This window comes from Gluconobacter sp. Gdi, assembly GCF_014132155.1.
Lineage (GTDB): Bacteria > Pseudomonadota > Alphaproteobacteria > Acetobacterales > Acetobacteraceae > Gluconobacter.
In genome coordinates, this window is the sequence record NZ_BLJQ01000001.1 from 642,106 (window position 1) to 660,998 (window position 18,893).

The 18,893-nt window shown below is 57.1% G+C and carries 14 protein-coding genes; 8 read left to right on the forward strand and 6 right to left on the reverse strand.

What is annotated here, in order from left to right; translation table 11 throughout:
• Nucleotides 1-23: 23 nt before the first annotated feature.
• A complete protein-coding gene (locus tag JN414_RS02895; RefSeq protein WP_202206607.1) occupies nucleotides 24-1,940 on the reverse strand; it encodes an ABC-F family ATP-binding cassette domain-containing protein in 1,917 nt (638 codons plus the stop codon).
• Between the two features lie 114 nt (nucleotides 1,941-2,054).
• Between JN414_RS02895 and ndk the strand changes: the two genes are divergently transcribed.
• Nucleotides 2,055-2,477, forward strand: coding sequence for a nucleoside-diphosphate kinase (gene ndk / locus JN414_RS02900; protein WP_046899630.1), 423 nt, complete (start codon nucleotides 2,055-2,057; stop codon nucleotides 2,475-2,477).
• Nucleotides 2,478-2,633: 156 nt separating this feature from the next.
• Nucleotides 2,634-4,037, forward strand: a complete 1,404-nt coding sequence (locus JN414_RS02905) for a DUF2142 domain-containing protein (protein ID WP_202206608.1) — start codon at nucleotides 2,634-2,636, stop codon at nucleotides 4,035-4,037.
• Between the two features lie 88 nt (nucleotides 4,038-4,125).
• Here JN414_RS02905 and JN414_RS02910 read toward each other — a convergent pair whose 3' ends face one another.
• The 3 genes from JN414_RS02910 to purM all read right to left on the reverse strand — a co-directional run bounded on the left by JN414_RS02910 (nucleotide 4,126) and on the right by purM (nucleotide 7,408).
• Nucleotides 4,126-5,538 carry a DUF2142 domain-containing protein gene (locus JN414_RS02910; protein WP_202206609.1) on the reverse strand — a complete coding sequence of 471 codons (1,413 nt, stop codon included), beginning with the start codon at nucleotides 5,536-5,538 and terminating at the stop codon, nucleotides 4,126-4,128.
• Between the two features lie 230 nt (nucleotides 5,539-5,768).
• The gene (gene purN, locus JN414_RS02915) at nucleotides 5,769-6,350 is read right to left on the reverse strand and encodes a phosphoribosylglycinamide formyltransferase (protein WP_202206610.1); all 582 of its coding nucleotides are present in this window, start codon (nucleotides 6,348-6,350) and stop codon (nucleotides 5,769-5,771) included.
• A complete protein-coding gene (gene purM, locus JN414_RS02920; RefSeq protein WP_202206611.1) occupies nucleotides 6,347-7,408 on the reverse strand; it encodes a phosphoribosylformylglycinamidine cyclo-ligase in 1,062 nt (353 codons plus the stop codon). Before purM ends, purN begins: the two co-directional genes overlap by 4 nt.
• A 101-nt stretch (nucleotides 7,409-7,509) precedes the next feature.
• On the opposite strand from purM, the gene JN414_RS02925 reads away from it, so the two are divergent.
• The 6 genes from JN414_RS02925 to JN414_RS02950 all read left to right on the forward strand — a co-directional run bounded on the left by JN414_RS02925 (nucleotide 7,510) and on the right by JN414_RS02950 (nucleotide 14,773).
• A complete protein-coding gene (locus tag JN414_RS02925) occupies nucleotides 7,510-8,235 on the forward strand; it encodes an HdaA/DnaA family protein (RefSeq protein ID WP_052750013.1) in 726 nt (241 codons plus the stop codon).
• Between the two features lie 183 nt (nucleotides 8,236-8,418).
• Nucleotides 8,419-10,611, forward strand: a complete 2,193-nt coding sequence (locus tag JN414_RS02930) for an RNA degradosome polyphosphate kinase (RefSeq protein ID WP_202206794.1) — start codon at nucleotides 8,419-8,421, stop codon at nucleotides 10,609-10,611.
• Between the two features lie 6 nt (nucleotides 10,612-10,617).
• Nucleotides 10,618-12,096, forward strand: coding sequence for a Ppx/GppA family phosphatase (locus JN414_RS02935; RefSeq protein WP_046899624.1), 1,479 nt, complete (start codon nucleotides 10,618-10,620; stop codon nucleotides 12,094-12,096).
• Nucleotides 12,097-12,104: 8 nt separating this feature from the next.
• On the forward strand, nucleotides 12,105-12,869 hold the full coding sequence (locus JN414_RS02940) for a CDP-diacylglycerol diphosphatase (RefSeq protein ID WP_202206612.1): 765 nt from the start codon (nucleotides 12,105-12,107) through the stop codon (nucleotides 12,867-12,869).
• 78 nt (nucleotides 12,870-12,947) lie between these two features.
• Nucleotides 12,948-14,090: an MFS transporter gene (locus JN414_RS02945; RefSeq protein ID WP_202206613.1), complete on the forward strand. Its 1,143-nt coding sequence runs from the start codon at nucleotides 12,948-12,950 to the stop codon at nucleotides 14,088-14,090.
• Nucleotides 14,087-14,773 carry an HAD family acid phosphatase gene (locus tag JN414_RS02950; RefSeq protein WP_202206614.1) on the forward strand — a complete coding sequence of 229 codons (687 nt, stop codon included), beginning with the start codon at nucleotides 14,087-14,089 and terminating at the stop codon, nucleotides 14,771-14,773. Before JN414_RS02945 ends, JN414_RS02950 begins: the two co-directional genes overlap by 4 nt.
• Before the next feature lie 66 nt (nucleotides 14,774-14,839).
• Here JN414_RS02950 and JN414_RS02955 read toward each other — a convergent pair whose 3' ends face one another.
• Complete coding sequence (locus tag JN414_RS02955; RefSeq protein WP_202206615.1) at nucleotides 14,840-17,521, reverse strand: DUF4175 domain-containing protein; 2,682 nt, start codon at nucleotides 17,519-17,521, stop codon at nucleotides 14,840-14,842.
• Nucleotides 17,514-18,845: a diaminopimelate decarboxylase gene (gene lysA, locus JN414_RS02960; protein ID WP_202206616.1), complete on the reverse strand. Its 1,332-nt coding sequence runs from the start codon at nucleotides 18,843-18,845 to the stop codon at nucleotides 17,514-17,516. The genes JN414_RS02955 and lysA overlap by 8 nt, the downstream gene beginning before the upstream one ends.
• Nucleotides 18,846-18,893 lie beyond the last annotated feature (48 nt).

Consider the following 18,893-nt stretch of genomic DNA (forward strand, 5'->3'; position numbering starts at 1 on the left):
GTGCAGATCGATCCGCAGCCCTGTCAGGCCGAAGCCTCTTCCAGTTCTGCCTGCGCTTCGAGCCAAAGCTCCTCCGTTTGCTCCTGCGTCGTGTTCAAAGCCGAGAGATGCGCGTTCAGAGACGCGATTTCGCCGGGATTCCCTGACTGATAGAGCTCCGGATCGGCAAGCTTGGTCTCAATTTTCTCTTTTTCCCGATTGATCTGAGCCAGCTTCGCTTCAGCATCACGAATTTTCCGGCGGAGCGGGGCCAGCGCTCGTGTGAGCTCCTTGCGGTCAATTTTCTTCTGGGGAGTTGTCGCCTGAGACGTTTCCTGAAAGGCCGGGCGATTGGCGTTTCTGTTCCGCTCCGTATTTTCCGCTCTGGCCTTGCGAGCGCGTTCGACCAGCCATGCCTTGTATTCCGCCATGTCGCCGTCAAACGGCGCAATGGTTCCGTCTTCAACCAGCCAGAACCGATCCGCTACGGATTCCACCAGATGGCTGTCATGGCTGATGAGGATTACCGCGCCCTCAAATTCGGAAAGAGCCCGGATCAGAGCATCGCGCGCGTCAAGATCAAGATGGTTGGTTGGCTCATCGAGGATGAGAAGATGCGGGGCGTCACGCGTGGAGAGCGCGAGAAGAAGGCGCGCTTTTTCCCCGCCGGACAATTCTGAAACACGGGTTTCAGCGCGATTAACATCCAGTCCGAAGCGCGCGAGCTGTGAGCGTACGGCAACCGGCGTCGCGTCAGGCATGGCGCGGGCCATGTGGTCGATCGGTGTTTCAGACAGGACCAGCTCATCAGCCTGATGCTGCGCGAAATAGCCGATCTTGAGCTTTGGCGAGTGATTGTAAGTTCCTGCCATGGGATCAAGACGTCCGGCCAGTAGCTTGGCAAATGTGGACTTGCCGCGCCCGTTCTGGCCCAGAAGCGCGATTCGGTCTTCCATATCGAGCCGCTGGTTCAGCCCTTTGAGAACCACCCGTCCGTCATACCCTAGACTGACATTGTCGAGGGTGATCATCGGTGGGGGCAGGGGCTGCGGTTCCGGGAATGAAAAGCGCGTCGGGGTGTCTTCCACCACGCTGTCAATCTGCGGAAGGCGCTCAAGCGCTTTCAGGCGGGCCTGAGCCTGCTTGGCTTTCGTAGCCTTCGCGCGAAAGCGATCGACGAAGGACTGCATATGCGCACGCTGTGTTGCAACGCGCTCAGCCATACGATTTTGCTGAAGGGCCTGTTCTGTCCGGATGCGCACGAAGTTGTCGTAGCCACCGGGCGTCAGGCTGAGTTTCTGATGATCCAGATGAGCAATGGCATCGACTGTATTGTCGAGAAGTGAGCGGTCATGGCTGACGATCAGAGCTGCACCAGGGAATTTTGCGAGCCAGGATTCGAGCCAGAGGGTGGCTTCAATATCAAGATGGTTGGTGGGCTCATCCAGCAGAAGGAGATCGGGGCTGAGGAAGAGGGCCGTCGCCAGCGAGACACGCATTCTCCAGCCGCCTGAGAAGTCCGAGACCGAACGAAGCTGCGCGTCTTGATCGAAGCCCAACCCTGACAGGATGGCGCCGGCACGGGCGGGGGCCGTGTAGGCGTCAATGGCAATCAGGCGCTCATGCACATCTGCGATACGGGCAGGGTCCGTGGCAGTCTCGGCTTCGGCAAGGAGAGCCGCGCGCTCGATATCGCCTTCCAGCACCGTGTCGATCAGCGAGGTGTCACCAGATGGTGTTTCCTGCTTCACGCGGCCCATTGTGGCCCGATTTGCAAGCGTGATGGTGCCCCCATCCGGGGCAATATCCCCTGCAATCGCGCCAAGAAGTGTTGATTTTCCAGCCCCATTTTTTCCGATGAGGCCAATTTTCCGACCGGGGTCGACTGTCAGCGATGCGCCATCCAGCAGGGTACGGCCGGCGATGCGGAGAGTCAGGTCAGTGATGGTGAGCAGGCTCACGGGCGCCTCGATCAGTCGGGAAGAGTGAAAAAACCGCGACAGACCTATCAGGAACTACGAATTTGCTCTAGTGGAACGGCGGGATTTACCCCTTTGTCCAACAGGAGAAGAAAGATGGCTCTCGAGCGCACGCTTTCAATCATCAAGCCCGACGCCACGAAGCGTAACCTGACCGGCAAGATCAATGCCGTGTTCGAGGAAGCCGGTCTGCGCATCGTTGCTCAGAAGCGCATCCAGCTGACCGAGAAGCAGGCTGGCGCTTTCTACGCAGTTCACAAGGAGCGTCCGTTCTACGGCAGCCTCGTGTCCTCCATGCTCGCTGAGCCGGTTGTCGTGCAGGTTCTGCAGGCTGAGAACGCTGTTGCAAAGCACCGTGAAGTCATGGGCGCAACGAACCCGGCTGATGCAGCTGAGGGCACCGTGCGTAAGCTTTATGCTGAAAGCATTGAAGCAAACTCCGTGCACGGTTCTGACAGCCTTGAGAACGCGAAGAACGAGATCGCTTTCTTCTTCGCTGAGACAGAAATCCTGCCGTAAGGTCTGGGTTCTGCCAATGGAGAGCCGCAGGTTCTGTGGCTCTCCATTTCCAATGATTTGGGACGGTATCTGAACGCCCCGACTGGTCAGCCTTCACACGTTCCCGGTTCCGCTGTCATCCAGGCCCACTCTGCGGCATGATGACGGAAGAGAGGCATGGTTCGATCTGTGGGCAACGACGCTACAACTTCTTTCCTTTTCAAATATCCGCTGGCTATCGTCTGGGGACTTCTGGTCTCTGCCTGCCTGATGTTTCTGGTGATCGCGACCCCGCCATTACAGGTCGCAGATGAGCCAAATCATTTTCAGAGAGCCATACAGATCTCTCAGGGACAGTTGATCGGTCATCGCTTTAGTGCCTCTGATAGCGGAGGTGTCATTCCTGAAGACAGCGTTGTATTCGCCTACAGATATGATGATCTCAAAGGTCGATATGAACGGAAAGTAGACTGGAACCGTATCTTCGGCAGCGCACCGTTAAGCTGGAAAAGTCCGAAGCGGGACGCAGGCTTTCCAAACACGGTGATCTATTCTCCGATCTTTTATTTTCCATCAGTGGTGGGGATTGAAGTCGGCAAAAGACTTCATGAAGATATTCTAAAGTCTTTTTATCTGGCGCGCATGTCCAACGCCGTCTTTTGCGTACTTGCCGGAATGTTCGCCCTTGCGATTACCCGTCAGGGACGGCTGATCATTGCAGCATTTCTCTCAATGCCGATGTCGCTGTCGTTGTTCGCGTCCTGCTCTCAGGATGGGCCGTTGATCGCAGCCTGTGCAGTCTGTACGGCTCTTATGACGCGATTAAATGATGATTTCTGCAAAAATAGATGGTTCTGGCCGACACTCGCGCTTTTAATGGGATGCATTATTGCATCCAAGCCGCCTTATATTCTTATCGCGTTTCTGCCGCTGATTATTGCTCCTTGGGCGGCCTGGCGTTCGGCTGTGGGTGCATGCGTGTTTGCCGTAATTGCTGCTCTGGCATGGTCGGTTATGGGTGTTCACTCAACGAAGATCCCTTTTCGTTCAGCAGATGGGGTTGATGCTGCGCGCCAGCTACATTTCGTTCTTTCTCACCCGTTCAAAACAATCGCAGTGCTTCTGCACACATTCAGGGTTTCTGCTTATTCCTTGATGGGCCAGTTTGTCGGTGTTCTGGGATGGCTTGATGCACGACTTCCAGACTGGTTTTACCAGTTCGAAGTTATGTTCTTTATGCTCATAGGTATTTTCTCTTGCCTTTACCTGACGAGAAAAATTGGAAGGGAAGAGCTACTGAGAAAGGTACTCATACTTTGCGTGTCTATTGGGACAGTCAGCGCTGTCAGCCTTTCTCTCTATCTTATCTGGACCCCCGTTGGTGACAGTTATATTGGCGGGCTTCAGGGGAGATATTATATCCCTCCAGCAATATTTTCCGTGCTGATCTTTCCTTTTGCATCCAGCCCCCATTTTCTGTCCGTTGCTAAAGCAAAAGCCATCGAAGTTGCGCTTCTTGCTGTTGGGCTCTGGGTAGGATTTGGCGCTGTTATGCAGACCATACTAGCGCGCTACTGGTAGCCGTGTTTATTCTTTAATAGGGACGTTACGTTTGCAGTGGGCATGCTACTCCTGCGAAGAAGGTAACATGCCCTTAGGTGTCTCTGTTTTAGTTCCAAAGACGCGCGTAAATACCGGTAGCTTCAATGCAGACATGCGCAACGCAAACGAAATAGGCGCCTAACAGGCCCGTACAGACCGTTTGATACGTCTTGTTCTGGCGCGGCAGGAACAACAGAACGCCACTTAGAATAGCAGCGCAGCTTATATAAAAATAACGTCCCTGAAGGCCGCTGACAGTGTCCTCTCCAAGGTGAGAGAAGCCAACGTAGAATGCCAGAAGGGTTAAGAGCGAATAAAGCGCACCAAGCGCAATCAGGATTGCTCCGGACCGTGGACTAGCAATGGGCCGTTTGTCAGCGAGAGCCAGCAGAACAATCAGAGCTATAGCTAGATACCCAGTGCCTTCGCCAATCTTGAAAAAAAGCGGCACTGGGCCGCCGCCAAAACGTCCCCATGCGTCCTCCCACCACCAGTGCGAGCCAACACGGTAAGTTTCAGCGATTTCCCGAACAAAAGACCATGGGTGCTCCAGCATGGTCAGGATCTGGACTTTAGGATCTCCTCCCGTATTCCAGTAATGCGCAGGCGTGAATGGGTAAATTCCGTTCCAGACAATGGCGGAGACAAGGCTCAGTCCGACAACCGTCATACAGAACTGGACATATTTTCTCTGGGTCGGGAAAGAATTCATCGGCACAAGAAAGCAGCCGAGACTCAGAAAGCTGCAGGTTAATTTGAAAAGCCCCAGCGGAGCGGCCAAAGCGATAATCAGCCGGATCCAGATTTTCCGGTCTTCGGGAGGGGCCATCCGGGCCCGTAGGCAGCAGGCAAGGAACAGCATTGATCCCAGATTGGTGACAGGATCGGCGCTATATGTTGTCGCCAGATGGAGGCTTGTTGGCGTGGTCATCAGGGCAAGGACGGCCAGTCGTCCTACGGGCAGCACCGCAAGGACGAGTGCGAGCATCCCGATGTATCCAAGCAGGTTCCCTAAACGACCAGCGTAATATCTTGTATCCACGCCGCCATGTCCGGCATTGGCGATTATCATGGCGGTGGCTGAGGGAATATACATCAGTGGGGAATATGAAGCGGTCGAGGGGAAATGAACGACTTCCCGGTCTCTTTTGGCGTTCTCCAGATCCTTTGCGATCTGCGCAGCGACATTGCTGTCAGAAGGCTTATGCTGGTCCCGGTTTGCATTGAAATAGCGCACCCAGGTCAGCATACTGGTGTCGAGTCCACCCCCGAACATATGCCCCGAATAACGCTGTGCCAGAAGATTTCCCTGAGCGATCTGTTGCGCGCGGTAAAAATGGAATTCTTCATCTACGCCGCTAACAGGCGTGACGCGGTACACAAGAAAAACGCCGATAACAGCAATTGCGAGAAGATAAGCGAGTTCAAGAAGCCGCAGGTTTGTTTTGCAGAACGCAAAAAATGACGAAACGGACTTCATATCAGTGCTTATTTCCTTGTTGGGGCACATGACCGACTGTCATCTGGGCTCATATGCACCCACTCAGAGTAAGGCAATCCGCAAATTATAAAACTGAGTTTCAAAAGTGCTGAGCGTTTTTACGGTCATTATCGGCAGGGCATTAACTGAGAGGTGTCTTTAGTACACAGTGCTCAGATAAAATGAGGAGCGGGATGAAAGAAGAAATTTCTGTTCATCCCGCCGCCAGATTACTGTCTGTTGATGTAGTTCTGAAGAGCCGAAGGATACAGGGCATGTTCCTGTTCCAGTACGCGTGCAGCAAGTGCGTCGGGTGTGTCACTCTCCAGAACCGGCACACGCGCTTGCCCAAGAATAGGCCCTTCATCCACGCCCGCAGTCACAAGGTGGACAGTACAACCGTGCTCGGTTGCGCCGGCAGCAATGGCAGCCTCATGTGTGTGCAGGCCCGGAAATGCGGGCAAGAGGCTCGGGTGGATGTTGAGCATCCGGCCATCCCAGGCGTTGACGAGATAAGGCGTCAGGACACGCATATATCCGGCAAGGCAGACGAGCTGAGCTCCGGAAGCGCGGATGGCGGCGTCCACCTTGCGTTCATGAGCTTCGCGGTCTTTCCCGAATGCCTTGTGGTCAATGGCCGCCGTCTGAAGACCGGCCGCGCGGGCGACCTCCAGACCAGCCGCATCCGGCTTGTTGCTGAGCACGAGTACGATCCGAGCCGGAAAATCCGGCCTTTCACAGGCCTCGATCAGTGCACGCATGTTGCTGCCACGCCCGCTGATAAGCACAGCGATGGGCGTCTTCTGCATCATGCGAAGGAGACCGGTGCGGTCAGGGCATAAGCCTCGTCGGAGCGGACAACTTCACCGATCTGGAAAGCGCTTTCCCCGCGGGCTTCCAGTTCAGCCAGAACGCGCTCTGGCTCAGGAGTGACGAGAACCATTCCAATGCCACAGTTAAAGACACGGAGCATTTCATCAGCTGAAACATTTCCGGTTTCTGCCATCCAACGGAATACGGAAGGGACGACCCACGACGAACCGTCAATGCGAACACCCAGACCTTCCGGAAGGACGCGCGGCAGATTACCTGGCAGGCCGCCACCGGTAATGTGCGCGCAGCCATGGAGCAGGCCCTTGGCGTGCAGATCCAGCACGCTGCGAACATAGAGCTTCGTTGGTGTCAGCAGGGCTTCGGCGAGTGTGTGCCCTTCAGAGAAGGGAGCCGGATCGTTCCAGCCGAGGCCTGAACGGCGGACAACTTCACGAACCAGAGAAAAGCCATTCGAGTGAACGCCTGAGGAAGGCATCCCGATCAGTGCGTCGCCTTCGCGGATGCCCGCGGGGAGGAGGGCGCCGCGTTCTGCCGCGCCGACACTGAAGCCGGCGAGATCATAATGTCCCGGTGCATACATGCCCGGCATTTCTGCAGTTTCGCCACCGACCAACGCACAGCCGGACTCTGTGCAGGCATGGGCGATGCCCTTCACGACCGTTGAGGCATCTTCGATGGAGAGTTTGCCGGTTGCCAGATAGTCTAGGAAGAACAGCGGGGTTGCGCCTTGAACGACCAGATCGTTCACGCACATGGCCACGAGATCAATTCCGACCTCATCATGCTTGCCGGCTTCAATCGCGACCATGAGTTTCGTGCCCACGCCGTCTGTGCAACTGACAAGGACCGGATCGGTGAAACCGGCAGCCTTCAGATCAAACAGGGCACCGAAGCCGCCCAGTCCGCCCATTGTGCCAGGACGGTTCGTGGCTTTGGCTGCGGGCTTGATGGCATCGACCAGGGCATCGCCTGCTGCAATGTCTACACCAGCCTGTGCATAGCTGGCGCCCTGTGAGGTGTCGGGCTGATCGGTCATGATGAAGCTTCCCGCTGGTTGACGTGACGCCGTTCTAGAGCATCCTGCACGCGGGCGGAACGCTTGAATTGAAGGCGTAACGGCATGAAAAGGGATGAGGGATGACAAAACAGGACGGACAGGAAGGGCACGCCATAAGCGATGCCGGACCTCAGATGGCCTTTCCTCTGCGTCGTCCGACCGCGATGACAGCTGAACGCTTCATCACGAGCCCTTCAAATGCGCCTGCGCGCGCGTGGCTTTCACGCAAAGTGTGGCCTGATGGCCGATTGTGGCTCTGGGGGCCAGCGGGCACGGGAAAAACCCATCTGTTGTCTGTCTGGGCGCAGGAGCACGATGCGACCATTTTGGATGCGCGCCTGTTTTCTCACGCCTCTTCGGGAGGGCGTATTCGCGTAAGGGGAAATCTTGCGATTGATAATGCCGATTCGCCGGGGGATGAGGCGACCATGCTCCACCTGTTGAATGACGCGCTGACGCAGGGGGACCGGGTGTTGATGGTCGGGCGCCTTCCACCGTCACGCAGCCATGTCTCCCTGCCAGATCTGGGAAGCCGGCTCCGTGCGACCGCAACGACGGCCACGGGAGAGCCGGAAGATGATCTGCGGGCAACGTTGCTGCTTTCTCTTCTGGCGGATCGTCAGCTCGTTGTTTCGCAGTCCGTTACGGAATGGCTTTGGCGTCATCTGCCGCGCACGGGAAATGCTCTGGTTTCGGCGGTTGAGCGGCTGGATGATGCGGCTCTTGCCCGTGGAACCGCAATTACACGGGCGCTGGCGCGAGAAATGCTTCCCGATCTTCTGATGCCTGATATGTCAGAGGAATGACATAAAACCTACGTTTGACACACTTCTCCCAAGCCTTGATCTTAAACGGGTTTTGGTTCGAGCTTCCCGGAAGAGACCATCGTGACGACTGAAAATAATAAGCCAACTCCCCGTCGACGTTCGCGTAACCAGCCGCGCGAAGGGAATCTGACGCCAGCCGCAACCCGGGCCCGGCGGCGCAGAATGGTTGTTCCGACAGCTGAAGACTATGCTGACATGCCAACATCCCCAGCGCGGTTCATCAACCGGGAGCTTTCCTGGCTCGACTTTAATCAACGCGTCATCGAAGAAGCCGAAAGTTCGCGCAATCCGCTTCTGGAGCGTGTCCGTTTTCTGTCCATCAGCGCCAGTAATCTGGACGAATTCTATTCAGTACGTGTTGCGGGTCTGGTGGGGCAGGTTCGGGAAGGGCTGGTCGTTCGGAGCCCGGATGGAGCAACACCTGTTCAGCAGCTTTCGGCCGTCCGTCAGAAAGCCCGGTTTCTGCTCGCAGAGCAGCAGCGGGTCTGGCATCAGCTTCAAGACGAGTTGAAATATGCCGGGATTTCCATCCTATCCACAGAAGGTTTGGATGGGACTGATCTTGCGCAGCTCTCAGACCTGTTTGATGAGCGCGTCTTTCCGGTTCTGACCCCACTCGCAGTCGATCCCTCACACCCGTTGCCGTTTATTCCGAACATGGGATTGGCGCTGGTTATGCGTCTCAAGGACCCTGCGTCGGGCAAGCACGTCATGGACGGGTTGATCCTGCTTCCCGCACAGGTGCCGCGTTTCCTGCGCCTTCCGTCCCGGGTTGGTGAAGGCAAGGATGCTACGGGTGAAATCCGCTTCATCCTGCTTGAAGACCTGATCAGCCTGTTTGCAGATCGCCTGTTCCCCGGTCTCATGATTGGTGCGGCTGGTGTCCTGCGGATTATCCGTGATACGGACGTTGAGTTTGAGGACGAGGCGGAAGATCTCGTTCGTTCTTATGAAACGGCTCTCAAGCAGCGCCGTCGTGGCGTCGGTATTCATCTGGCTCTTGATCACAAGCTCCCTGAAACGCTCGGGCGCGAAATGGGTGAAGAGCTGGGTGTTGGTGACGAAGATGTCGTGGTCATGCCCAATTTCGTGGGCGTTGTAGATCTGAAGCAGTTGATTGTGGATGACCGCCCGGATCTGGTTTTCCCACCGTACAGCCCACGCTTCCCGGAACGCATTCTGGATTATGATGGAGACTGCTTCGCAGCAATCCGGGCAAAGGACATTGTCGTCCACCACCCGTTCGAGAGCTTCGATGTGGTTGTGCAGTTCCTGCGCCAGGCTGCGCGTGATCCGAATGTGCTGGCCATTAAGCAGACGCTGTATCGGACCTCACGCGATAGTCCGATCGTTCATGCTCTGATCGAGGCAGCGGAAGCTGGAAAATCCGTCACGGCCATGGTGGAGCTGCGTGCCCGGTTCGACGAGGAAGCCAATATTCGTCTTTCGCGTGCGCTGGAAGCGGCCGGCGTACAAGTTGTTTTCGGGTTCGCGCATCTGAAAACGCATGCGAAACTGAGCCTTGTGGTGCGTCGTGAAAACGGGACACTACGGTCTTACGCCCACTTCGGCACCGGGAACTATCATCCCATTACCGCCCGGATTTACACGGATCTGTCGTTCTTCACCTGCGATCCAAAACTTGCGTCAGACTCTGCGCGGCTGTTCAATTACATGACCGGTTATGCCACGCCGGAAAAAATGGACGCGTTAGCCTTCTCTCCCATGACGATCCGTTCCACGCTTGAACAGCTCATCCGTGACGAGATTGCTCATGCAAAGGCAGGCCGTCCCGCCCGGATCTGGCTGAAAATGAACAGTCTGGTCGATGCCGAACTGATCGACCTGCTCTACGAAGCATCGCAGGCGGGTGTGAAGATCGTCGGGATCATACGTGGAATCTGTTGCCTTCGCCCGGGTGTGCCGGGGCTGTCTGACAACATCGACATCAAGTCCATTGTTGGTCGTTTTCTGGAGCATGCGCGTGTCTTTGCGTTTGGAAATGGTCATCGGATGCCGTCGCATAAGGCAAAAGTTTTCATTTCTTCCGCGGACTGGATGGTGCGAAACATGGATTGGCGGGTAGAAGCAATGGTGCCTATCACCAACCCAACCGTCCACGCGCAGATTCTCGGCCAGATCATGACCATGAATATCAAGGACAACCTTCAGAGCTGGACGCTTTCCAAGGACGGGCGTTGGCATCGGGTGTCTCCTGGTGCACACCCGTTCTCCGCACACGAGTACTTCATGAACAATCCCTCCCTGTCTGGCCGTGGTTCGGCCGCACGGGAAAAAGCTCTTCCGGAGGCCCATCGCCCGCGCGAACGGCCTGACCGGATTCTGGAAGACTGAAACCTCATGTCATCATCTGCACAGCGCTCCGCCATCGTCGATCTCGGGTCCAACTCCGTTCGGCTGGTGGTCTTCGAAGGCGTAGCGCGCAATCCGCTCCCCATCTTCAATGAGAAAGTTACACTCAAGCTGGGGCGCGGTCTGGATGCAACGGGTCGCCTGAACGACGAGGGCGTTACACTGGCGATGGATGTTTTGGGCCGGTTCCACACCGTCGCGCGGGCCATGGGAGCGGAACCTTTCGAGGTTCTGGCTACCGCGGCTGTGCGTGACGCCTCCAACGGGCCTGACTTCGTTTCTGCCATCCGGGCAAGAATGCCGGGTGTAGCCATTCGTGTGCTCGAAGGCACTGAGGAAGCAGATTATGCGGCCCGTGGTGTTCTCTGCGGGCTGCCGGAAGCCAATGGTCTGGTCGCGGATATCGGCGGCGGCTCACTGGAGCTCATCCATGTTGCTGACGGACAGTATTACGAAGCCCTGACAACCAAGCTGGGCGTCATTCGTCTTCAGGATCGGGCAAAGGGCGTTCTGCTGGAAGCTGAGCGGATTGCCTCTGAAATGCTTCAGGAGGTCAATTGGCTTCCGGGTATGAGTGGCCGCCCATTGTATCTGGTCGGCGGAGCGTTCCGGGCTCTAGCACGTCTTCAGATTGCACGGACGCAGTATCCTCTGAATCTTGTCCATCTCTTCACGCTTTCCGAGGGTGAAGCACGCGAGATGTCGGATTGGGTCATCGGCGCCTCAAAACGTACTCTTGAAAAACTGCCGAATGCCCCACGCAAGCGGTTGGGTGATGCGCCTTTTGCCGCGGTCGTTCTCAAGTGCCTGATGGAACGTGTTCGCCCGTCCAAAGTGGTGTTCAGCGTGGATGGCCTGCGAGAAGGCTGGTACATGCGGCATGTCGCCTCCTCTGTCGCCGGGGAGGACCCCATGACGACGCTGGCGGAGGAAATGGCGGACCGTTTGGCGCGAAGCGTAACGCTCTCAAAGGCGCTCGTGGATTGGACGACACCGATTTTCCGGGGTGAGACACCGTCTCAGAAGCGTCTGCGTCAACTGACCTGTACCCTCTCAGATATCGGATCATACGATCATCCGGAATATCGTGCTGAACAGACCTATCAGCGTGTGATGCATTGTCACGGCGTGGGGTTCGAACACACGGCCCGTGCATTTATCGGCCTGACCCTGGCCGTGCGTTATGAAGTGGCGATGGACTCTCCACTGATTGAGCCCTCGCGCCGCCTTCTGTCCCGCTCTGAAATTGATCGTGCTGTGAAGCTGGGTCTGGCACTACGTCTGGCCTATACGCTGTGCGCGGGAACGGAAGTGTTGCTGGAAGAATGCCGCCTGCTGGTGGAAGAACCTCAGCTTGTGCTGATCCTTGGGGCACGGAGTGTCCGTGCAGCAGGAAGTGCAGTCCGTCGACGCTTTGAACGATTGGCCGCAGCCATGCAGCTTGAGGCTCAGGTAAGGGAAGAATGAGTTTGAGAATGAAGATCGGGACTAAGGCTGCATTGGGACTGTGTGCGGCCCTCACGATTGGTGCCGGCCTTGTCGGTTGTGGCAAGGTTCCTGGGCATGACCGTAACAAGTTGTGGGAGCTTGTCGGAAGCCGTTGCGCGAAGGACGCCCAGCATCATCCGTGTGCAGTGTATGATCCGCAGGACGGTTATGCTCTTCTGAAAGATCTGGCCGGGCATGGTCAGTATCTGCTCATCCCGACACGGAAAGTGCCTGGCATCGAAGATCCTTCGTTGCTTCAGACTGACACGCCAAACTATTTCTCTGAAGCCTGGGCCGAACGTCACCGGGTGTCTGAGGGATATGGTTTTCCCGTTTCAGACGATCATCTTTCGCTGGCTATCAATTCCCGTGATGGCCGGACGCAGGATCAACTTCACATTCATATTGACTGTCTGACGCCCTATGTCCGTGGGGAAATTGACAAGAACATGATTGGTGAGGACTGGACCCCAGTCTCCCTTTACGGTCATCCATACCGGGCCAAGCTGGTGCAGACCCTTGATCCGTCCCCTTTCCGTCTGATCGGTGCGGACAACATGGGTGACCATACGATCGTGGTGACGCCGGGTCATCATGGCGGCTTCGTCATTCTCGACGATGTCGCTCATGCTCTGGACCGTGCGTCCGGTGAGGAAGTTCAGGATCACAAGTGCAAGATTGATGATCCGAAACACAAGAGCATGCATATGGACGGCATGGAGCCGGGTATGCACATGAATGGGATGATGTAACCCTTCATCTTGTTCTCTGCCTCCGGGACTGGCATGGTTCGATCATCCTCGAACACTTGTTAATCCCGGAGATTGCCCGTGAACTGGCCTTTATTGGCGCTGGCCGTGGGCGCGTTCGCCATCGGAACCACCGAATTCACTCCGATGGGTCTTCTGCCTGTCATTGCGCAGGGCCTTCAGGTTACCGTCCCAAAAGCGGGCGGGCTTGTAACGGCTTACGCTGTGGGCGTGATGGTCGGCGCGCCTTTCATTACTCTTCTTCTCGCAAGACTTCGCCGGAAATTCGCCCTGACACTCCTGATGGGGCTTTACGTTGCGGGTAATCTTCTGTCTGCCGTCGCAGGAAGTTACGAGCTTCTGTTTGCTTCTCGTGTACTGACCAGCCTGGCACATGGCGCATTCTTCGGGCTGGGCGCTGTAGAAGCGTCTGCCGTTGTTGCACCAGAGCGCCGGGCGAGTGCAGTTGCGACCATGTTCATGGGTTTAACAGTCGCCAATATCGTTGGCGTGCCTGCCGCAACGTGGCTTGGTATGAATTTCGGCTGGCACATGGCCTTTGGTGTGACGGCTATTTTGGGCGTTCTGACCATGATTGCCGTGCAACTGGCTCTTCCCGCTCGAGAGGCAGGCCCTGTTCCAGACGTTGCAAGTGAACTCAAGGCGTTGCTGAGGGCGAACGTCCTCCTCGCCCTGACCACAACGGCCATCGGGGCAGGGGCCATGTTCGTGCTCTACACGTACATCACGCCTATTCTTCAGCACATCACGCATGCCAGCCCGCTGGTCATTACGGTTGCCCTGATGCTGACTGGTGTCGGCTTCTCAATCGGAAATGCGATTGGTGGTCGCAGCGCAGACCGCTCTCTGGATGGCAGTCTGCTCATGTTTTTCCCCATTCTAGGGGCCGTCATGCTGCTCTTCCCCTGGGCGGCTCAAACCGTGCCGGGTGCGCTGATCGCAACTCTTGTCTGGGGCGCAGCGACATTCGCTCTGATGCCTGCTCTTCAGATGCGCGTCATGCAGGCGGCTCACGATGCACCCGCCCTGGCCTCCTCGGTTAATATTGGTGCCTTCAATCTTGGAAATGCGCTTGGTGCCGCTTTAGGAGGGGTCGCCTTGTCCATGGGGTTGGGTTATCCCGGTGTTTCCGTTATCGGAACGGCTCTGGCCTTGGTTGGGGTCGGTCTTGTTCTCTTTTCGCGAAAGGTGGCCCCGCCATGACCCGTTCCTTTCTGCTCGCCACCGGGCTTTTCTTCAGTGCGGCTCTCACGCCATTTGCAGCGTACGCCGAGCAGCCTGCCAACGTTGGTGACGCTGTCATGGCTGCCAGCGCGTATCATGATAGCGGCGATTATCAGCACGATTTCGACACGGTGATCGCACAGGCTCGTCATTGGATATCCGAGCGGGCGCCTCAGGTTCGCAAGCCGGCTATTGTTCTCGATATTGACGAGACGACACTCTCCAATTGGGACGAGATCCGTGCGGACAACTTTGGTTATATTGCCAATGGTCCGTGTGATGCGCTGCCGAAAGGTCCTTGCGGGGCGATTGCCTGGGAAAAGAGCGGCCGTGCTCCGGCGTTCGCTTCCACGCTGGCTCTGATTGATGAAGCCGAGCGAAATCATGTCGCTGTGTTCTTCATCACGGGCCGTCATGAAGATGAGCGCGAAGCGACAGCACGCAATCTTCATCTGGCTGGAATCAAGCATTGGGACGGACTGGATCTGCGCCCAATGACATCTCATGGGTATGCGGCGCACTATAAGGCACCAGCACGCGCTGCCATCGAGGCCAAGGGGTATACGATCATTGCAAGTCTGGGAGATCAGCCTTCTGATCTTGCGGACGGACATGCAGAGAAGGGCTTTCTTCTCCCCAACCCGTTTTATCGCGTTCCCTGAGACATATCTGTTTTCGGTATAAAAAAGGTGCTCAGGAGAAAATCCTGAGCACCTTTTTTTGTGGCCTCAAAACGACTTTAGAAGACGTTCCAGATAGTCCAGTTCACCCTGAGGGCGAGTTCTGTCGGAAGCGCGACGACGTAGCTCACGTTCGATGTCCCGCGCCCTGTCACGGGCGTTACGATCAGGGATGTGGGCGTCCGAATCTTTGCCGCTCTGGCCTTCGCCGAGCTTGCGGCCCAGTGGATCCTGATCCTTGCGGTCTTCGTCCCCGTCGTCGTCATCTTCGGCGTCAGGCTGATCGCCTCCGTCACCCTGCTGTCCAGCTTTGCCATGCTGCTGTTGCCCGGAGCCACCACCGCCCATGGATGGGATGAAACTCAGGCTTCCGCCTTTACCCTGACCCGACCCGCCGGACTTCTGGCTCTGGCGCATCTGCTTTCCGGCCTCAGACAGATCTGCGAGAGCCTTCTGTTCTGCCGTAAGTGCCTGATCATCCTTACGGTCTGCCAAGGCCTTGCGGGCATCCTGCATATCCGCTTTTGCCTTGTCGAACGCAGTGGCGGGCTTGCCTGTCAGGTCCTTTACCCGCCGGCCAAGAATTTCATCCACACGAGATAGTGCACGCTGAAAGGCATGATCTGCGCGACGTTCAGGCGACTGTGCAGCGACTGTCGCAGGATCGACAGGCGCTGTCGGTTTTGGAGATGCTGGCTGTTCCATATTCGGCGGGGGCTGCATTCCAAGCTGGCGCAGCAAATCGGCTGTAGACATCTGGCTGATGTCTTCATGACCGTCCTGCTGGTCAGGCGGCAGAGCGGCCTTGCGGGCGGCAGACAAACGGGCCTGTGCATGATCCAGCAGGGTCGTTTCCCGATGAACCAGATCATGAAGGGCGGCACGTTGCGCGCGTGCTTCTTCCTGAGCCTTCATCTGAGCCGCGAGGGCTTTCAGATCTTCCGGCGTGGCCTGACGCATATGCTCGGCCATGTCTTCCATCTGCTGGAGTTTACGTAATGCTTCATCCCCATGCCCCTGCGATGCATCGTTCTGAAGGCGCTGCATCTGATCCGACCATGGATCAGCAGAGCTTGTGCCGGACTGCGGCATCATGATGCCGCTTTGGGCTGCCTTCTGAAAAAGAAGCTGCATGCGGTGGTTAAGGGCGTCTTTGAGAGCTTTCGTGCGCTTCTGAAGTTCTTCCTGTTCAGCCAGCGTATGGCCTTTCTCTCCCAGAGACTGCATGTGATCGAGCTGTTGCTGAACACCCTGCTGTGCTGCCCGGACGGCCGCGGCTGCATCCGCAATTTCCGGCCCGTCCCGGCGGAGATCATCAAGATACAGAGCCAGTGCCCAAAGCTGCCCCGGCACCTGTTCCGCCGCTCCTTCAGGAGCATTGGGCTCCAGGGAAGCAATATCGAGGCCAAGTGGGGCGAGGAGGGCGAGGACATCCGTTGTCTGCGTCAGGAGCTTCAGTTCGTCTGCCGCCTGCTGCGGGCGTTCCTGTCCCAGCATCAAGCGGCGACGCAATGCGACAATGGCTCGTGCCAGTGGGTCCGAAAACTTCCGGGAGCCTAGGCGGAAGCGCACAAAAGCACTGTGGTTTTCCCGGCCGGAGACACTAACGGCATGAAGGCGGCCTTCGACTTCCATTCCGGCAAACGGGTCCGAAGAAAGATCCGGGCGTGCCTCTCCCTTTGCATCTTTGGGGTGTCCATTCAGTGGCACTGGAACACGCACGACGCGGCCTTTAGGCAGGTCAGGCAGTCTGATTTCCGCTTCCAGAGAGGCTACGCCATAAGTCTGTTGAACGTGCCAGGGAAGGCTGGTGCGCCAGTCATCTTTTTGGGGAGCGGGTTTTCCGTTCCAGGCTACGACTGGGGGCAGATCCGGCTCGACGTCCACGCGCCATGAACCCAGCGTGCGGCCGCGGGCTTTTAGAGTAACAGTGCCGGTCTGCTGCAACGTCGCTTTTTCGCTCCAGCTCTGTTCGTCCAGACGGTCATGACTGATGGAGGTCGCCCCCCGAAGAACCGGACGCCCGGATGTGCCTGTGATGGTCGCATTCAGAATGGCACCCTGAGGAACGTGGATGGGATTGCCCTGCTGCGTTTGCGACAGAAACACTGGCGCGCCGGGAGCGTAGGATGGTCGGTCGATCCAGGTCTGAACGGACGGGAGCGGAATACTGTCGTCATCGACACCGGGCACAAGGCCAGCGTGCAAGCGGGATTGGGAATGTGATCCGCTCAGAACGGCCGCAATGGCAAGGGCTGCGGCGACAGAGACAAGCCCGAGTTTTTCCTGCGTCGTGACGTCTGGCTTTGGCAGGCTGACCTTAAGCGGCCCCAGAGAAGAAACCACACGTTGAACGTGCTGCGTCCAGATGGCGCCTTGTTCGCCATCTGCTGCGTAGGCCGGGCGGTCGGCAAGAGTCAGAAGGGGCTGATAGGCCAGGCGAGAGTCGCGCTCGATCCGGCGATCAACCTGAGCATCCGTAGGCTGCGGGATAGCAAGCAGCCCTTTGACGCTCAGCCAGAAGGCAGTTCCTAAGACTGTGAGCTCGAAAAGAGCGTGTAACCAGTCAGGCAGTGACTGGGGAATGCGGGCCAGACAAGCCAGCAGGTAGAATGCCGCAAGAAGCAAAGACCAGCGCAGAGCTGGCCAGGCGTGTTCCCACCACAGAACGCGTCGAGCGCGACGGCGGACGGATGCTAGGCGAGCTGCTGCGGCAAACGAATCAGCCATGGGCGGGAAGGAGCCAGTCCGGAATAGTTTCTGCTGCGATCAGGTCTTCGACGCTCTGGCGCTGGCGAATGATCTCCCAGCGACCATTATCGACCAGAACCTGCGCAGCAAACGGCCGGGAATTATAGGTCGAACTCATGACGGATCCGTACGCTCCCGTATCCAGAAGGGCCACAAGATCTCCGCGCTTCAGGGAAGCGGGCAGAACCCGGTCCTTGGCAAAGATATCGCTGCTTTCACAGACTGGCCCCACCACGTCCCACGGCTTGAGTGCATCGTTGAATGCCGCCGGAGCGACGGGCAGAATACCGTGCCAAGAATCATAAAGCGCAGGACGGGCGAGATCGTTCATTGCCGCGTCGATCACGACGAAATCCGGATTGCCCGCTTTTGTTTCGATCACACGGGACAGCAAAATTCCTGTCGGAGCAGAGAGCCAGCGGCCGGGCTCAATGCTGAGCTCTACCCCAAGGTCTCCAAGTGTTTCGGCAATGACACCGGCCAACATTTCCGGTGGTGGAGCGATTTCGTCCTGATAGCGAATGCCTAGGCCGCCGCCACAGTCCACTGTTTTGACGGTATGCCCTAGGGCACGAATTTCCCGAACCATATCTGCCAGACGGGAATAGCCCTGGCGGAACGGCTCGGCCGTCAGCATCTGACTGCCGAGATGAACTGCCAGACCGACAAGCTCCACATGCTCCAAAGCCGAGGCTTCGGCGTACAGTTCGACCGCACGGCGGTGCTCAATCCCGAACTTGTCTCCTGCGCGGCCAGTGCTGATCTTGTCATGCGTCTGGGCGTCGACGTCCGGGTTCACGCGGAGTGCCGCCGGAGCAATCTTGCCGCAGGCCCGTGCAATATCGTTCAGGCGATAAAGCTCTTCCACGCTCTCGACATTGATCTGTCGGATGCCGTGTTCCACTGCGGCGCGAAGTTCAAGGTCCGATTTCCCGACGCCTGAAAAGACGATTCCATCCGGCTTGATCCCGGCATGTAGTGCGCGGGTCATCTCTCCACCGCTCACGATGTCCACGCCATAGCCACATTCGCGGAGGATCGTCAGTGTGGCTTGATGATCCTGTGATTTCATCGCGAAATGGAAATGCACCGGCAACCTGCGAGATTCAAACGCAGCTTTGAGCGCGTTTGCCCGGCGACGCAGAGTGCCTGCTCCTGTGATCCAGCAGGGTGTTCCTGCTACGGCGGCGATGACATGCAGAGGCACGCCTTCAAAAAGAAGACCATCGCGCGCATTGACCTCCAGAGGAGGGCGGCTTGTCAGAAGGTCGTTGAGCGTGGGTTCGGAAGAGAGAGCATTCATGATCTTCCTACCGTATCGTGGACGCTTGGATGTTCCAAGCTGTTCACA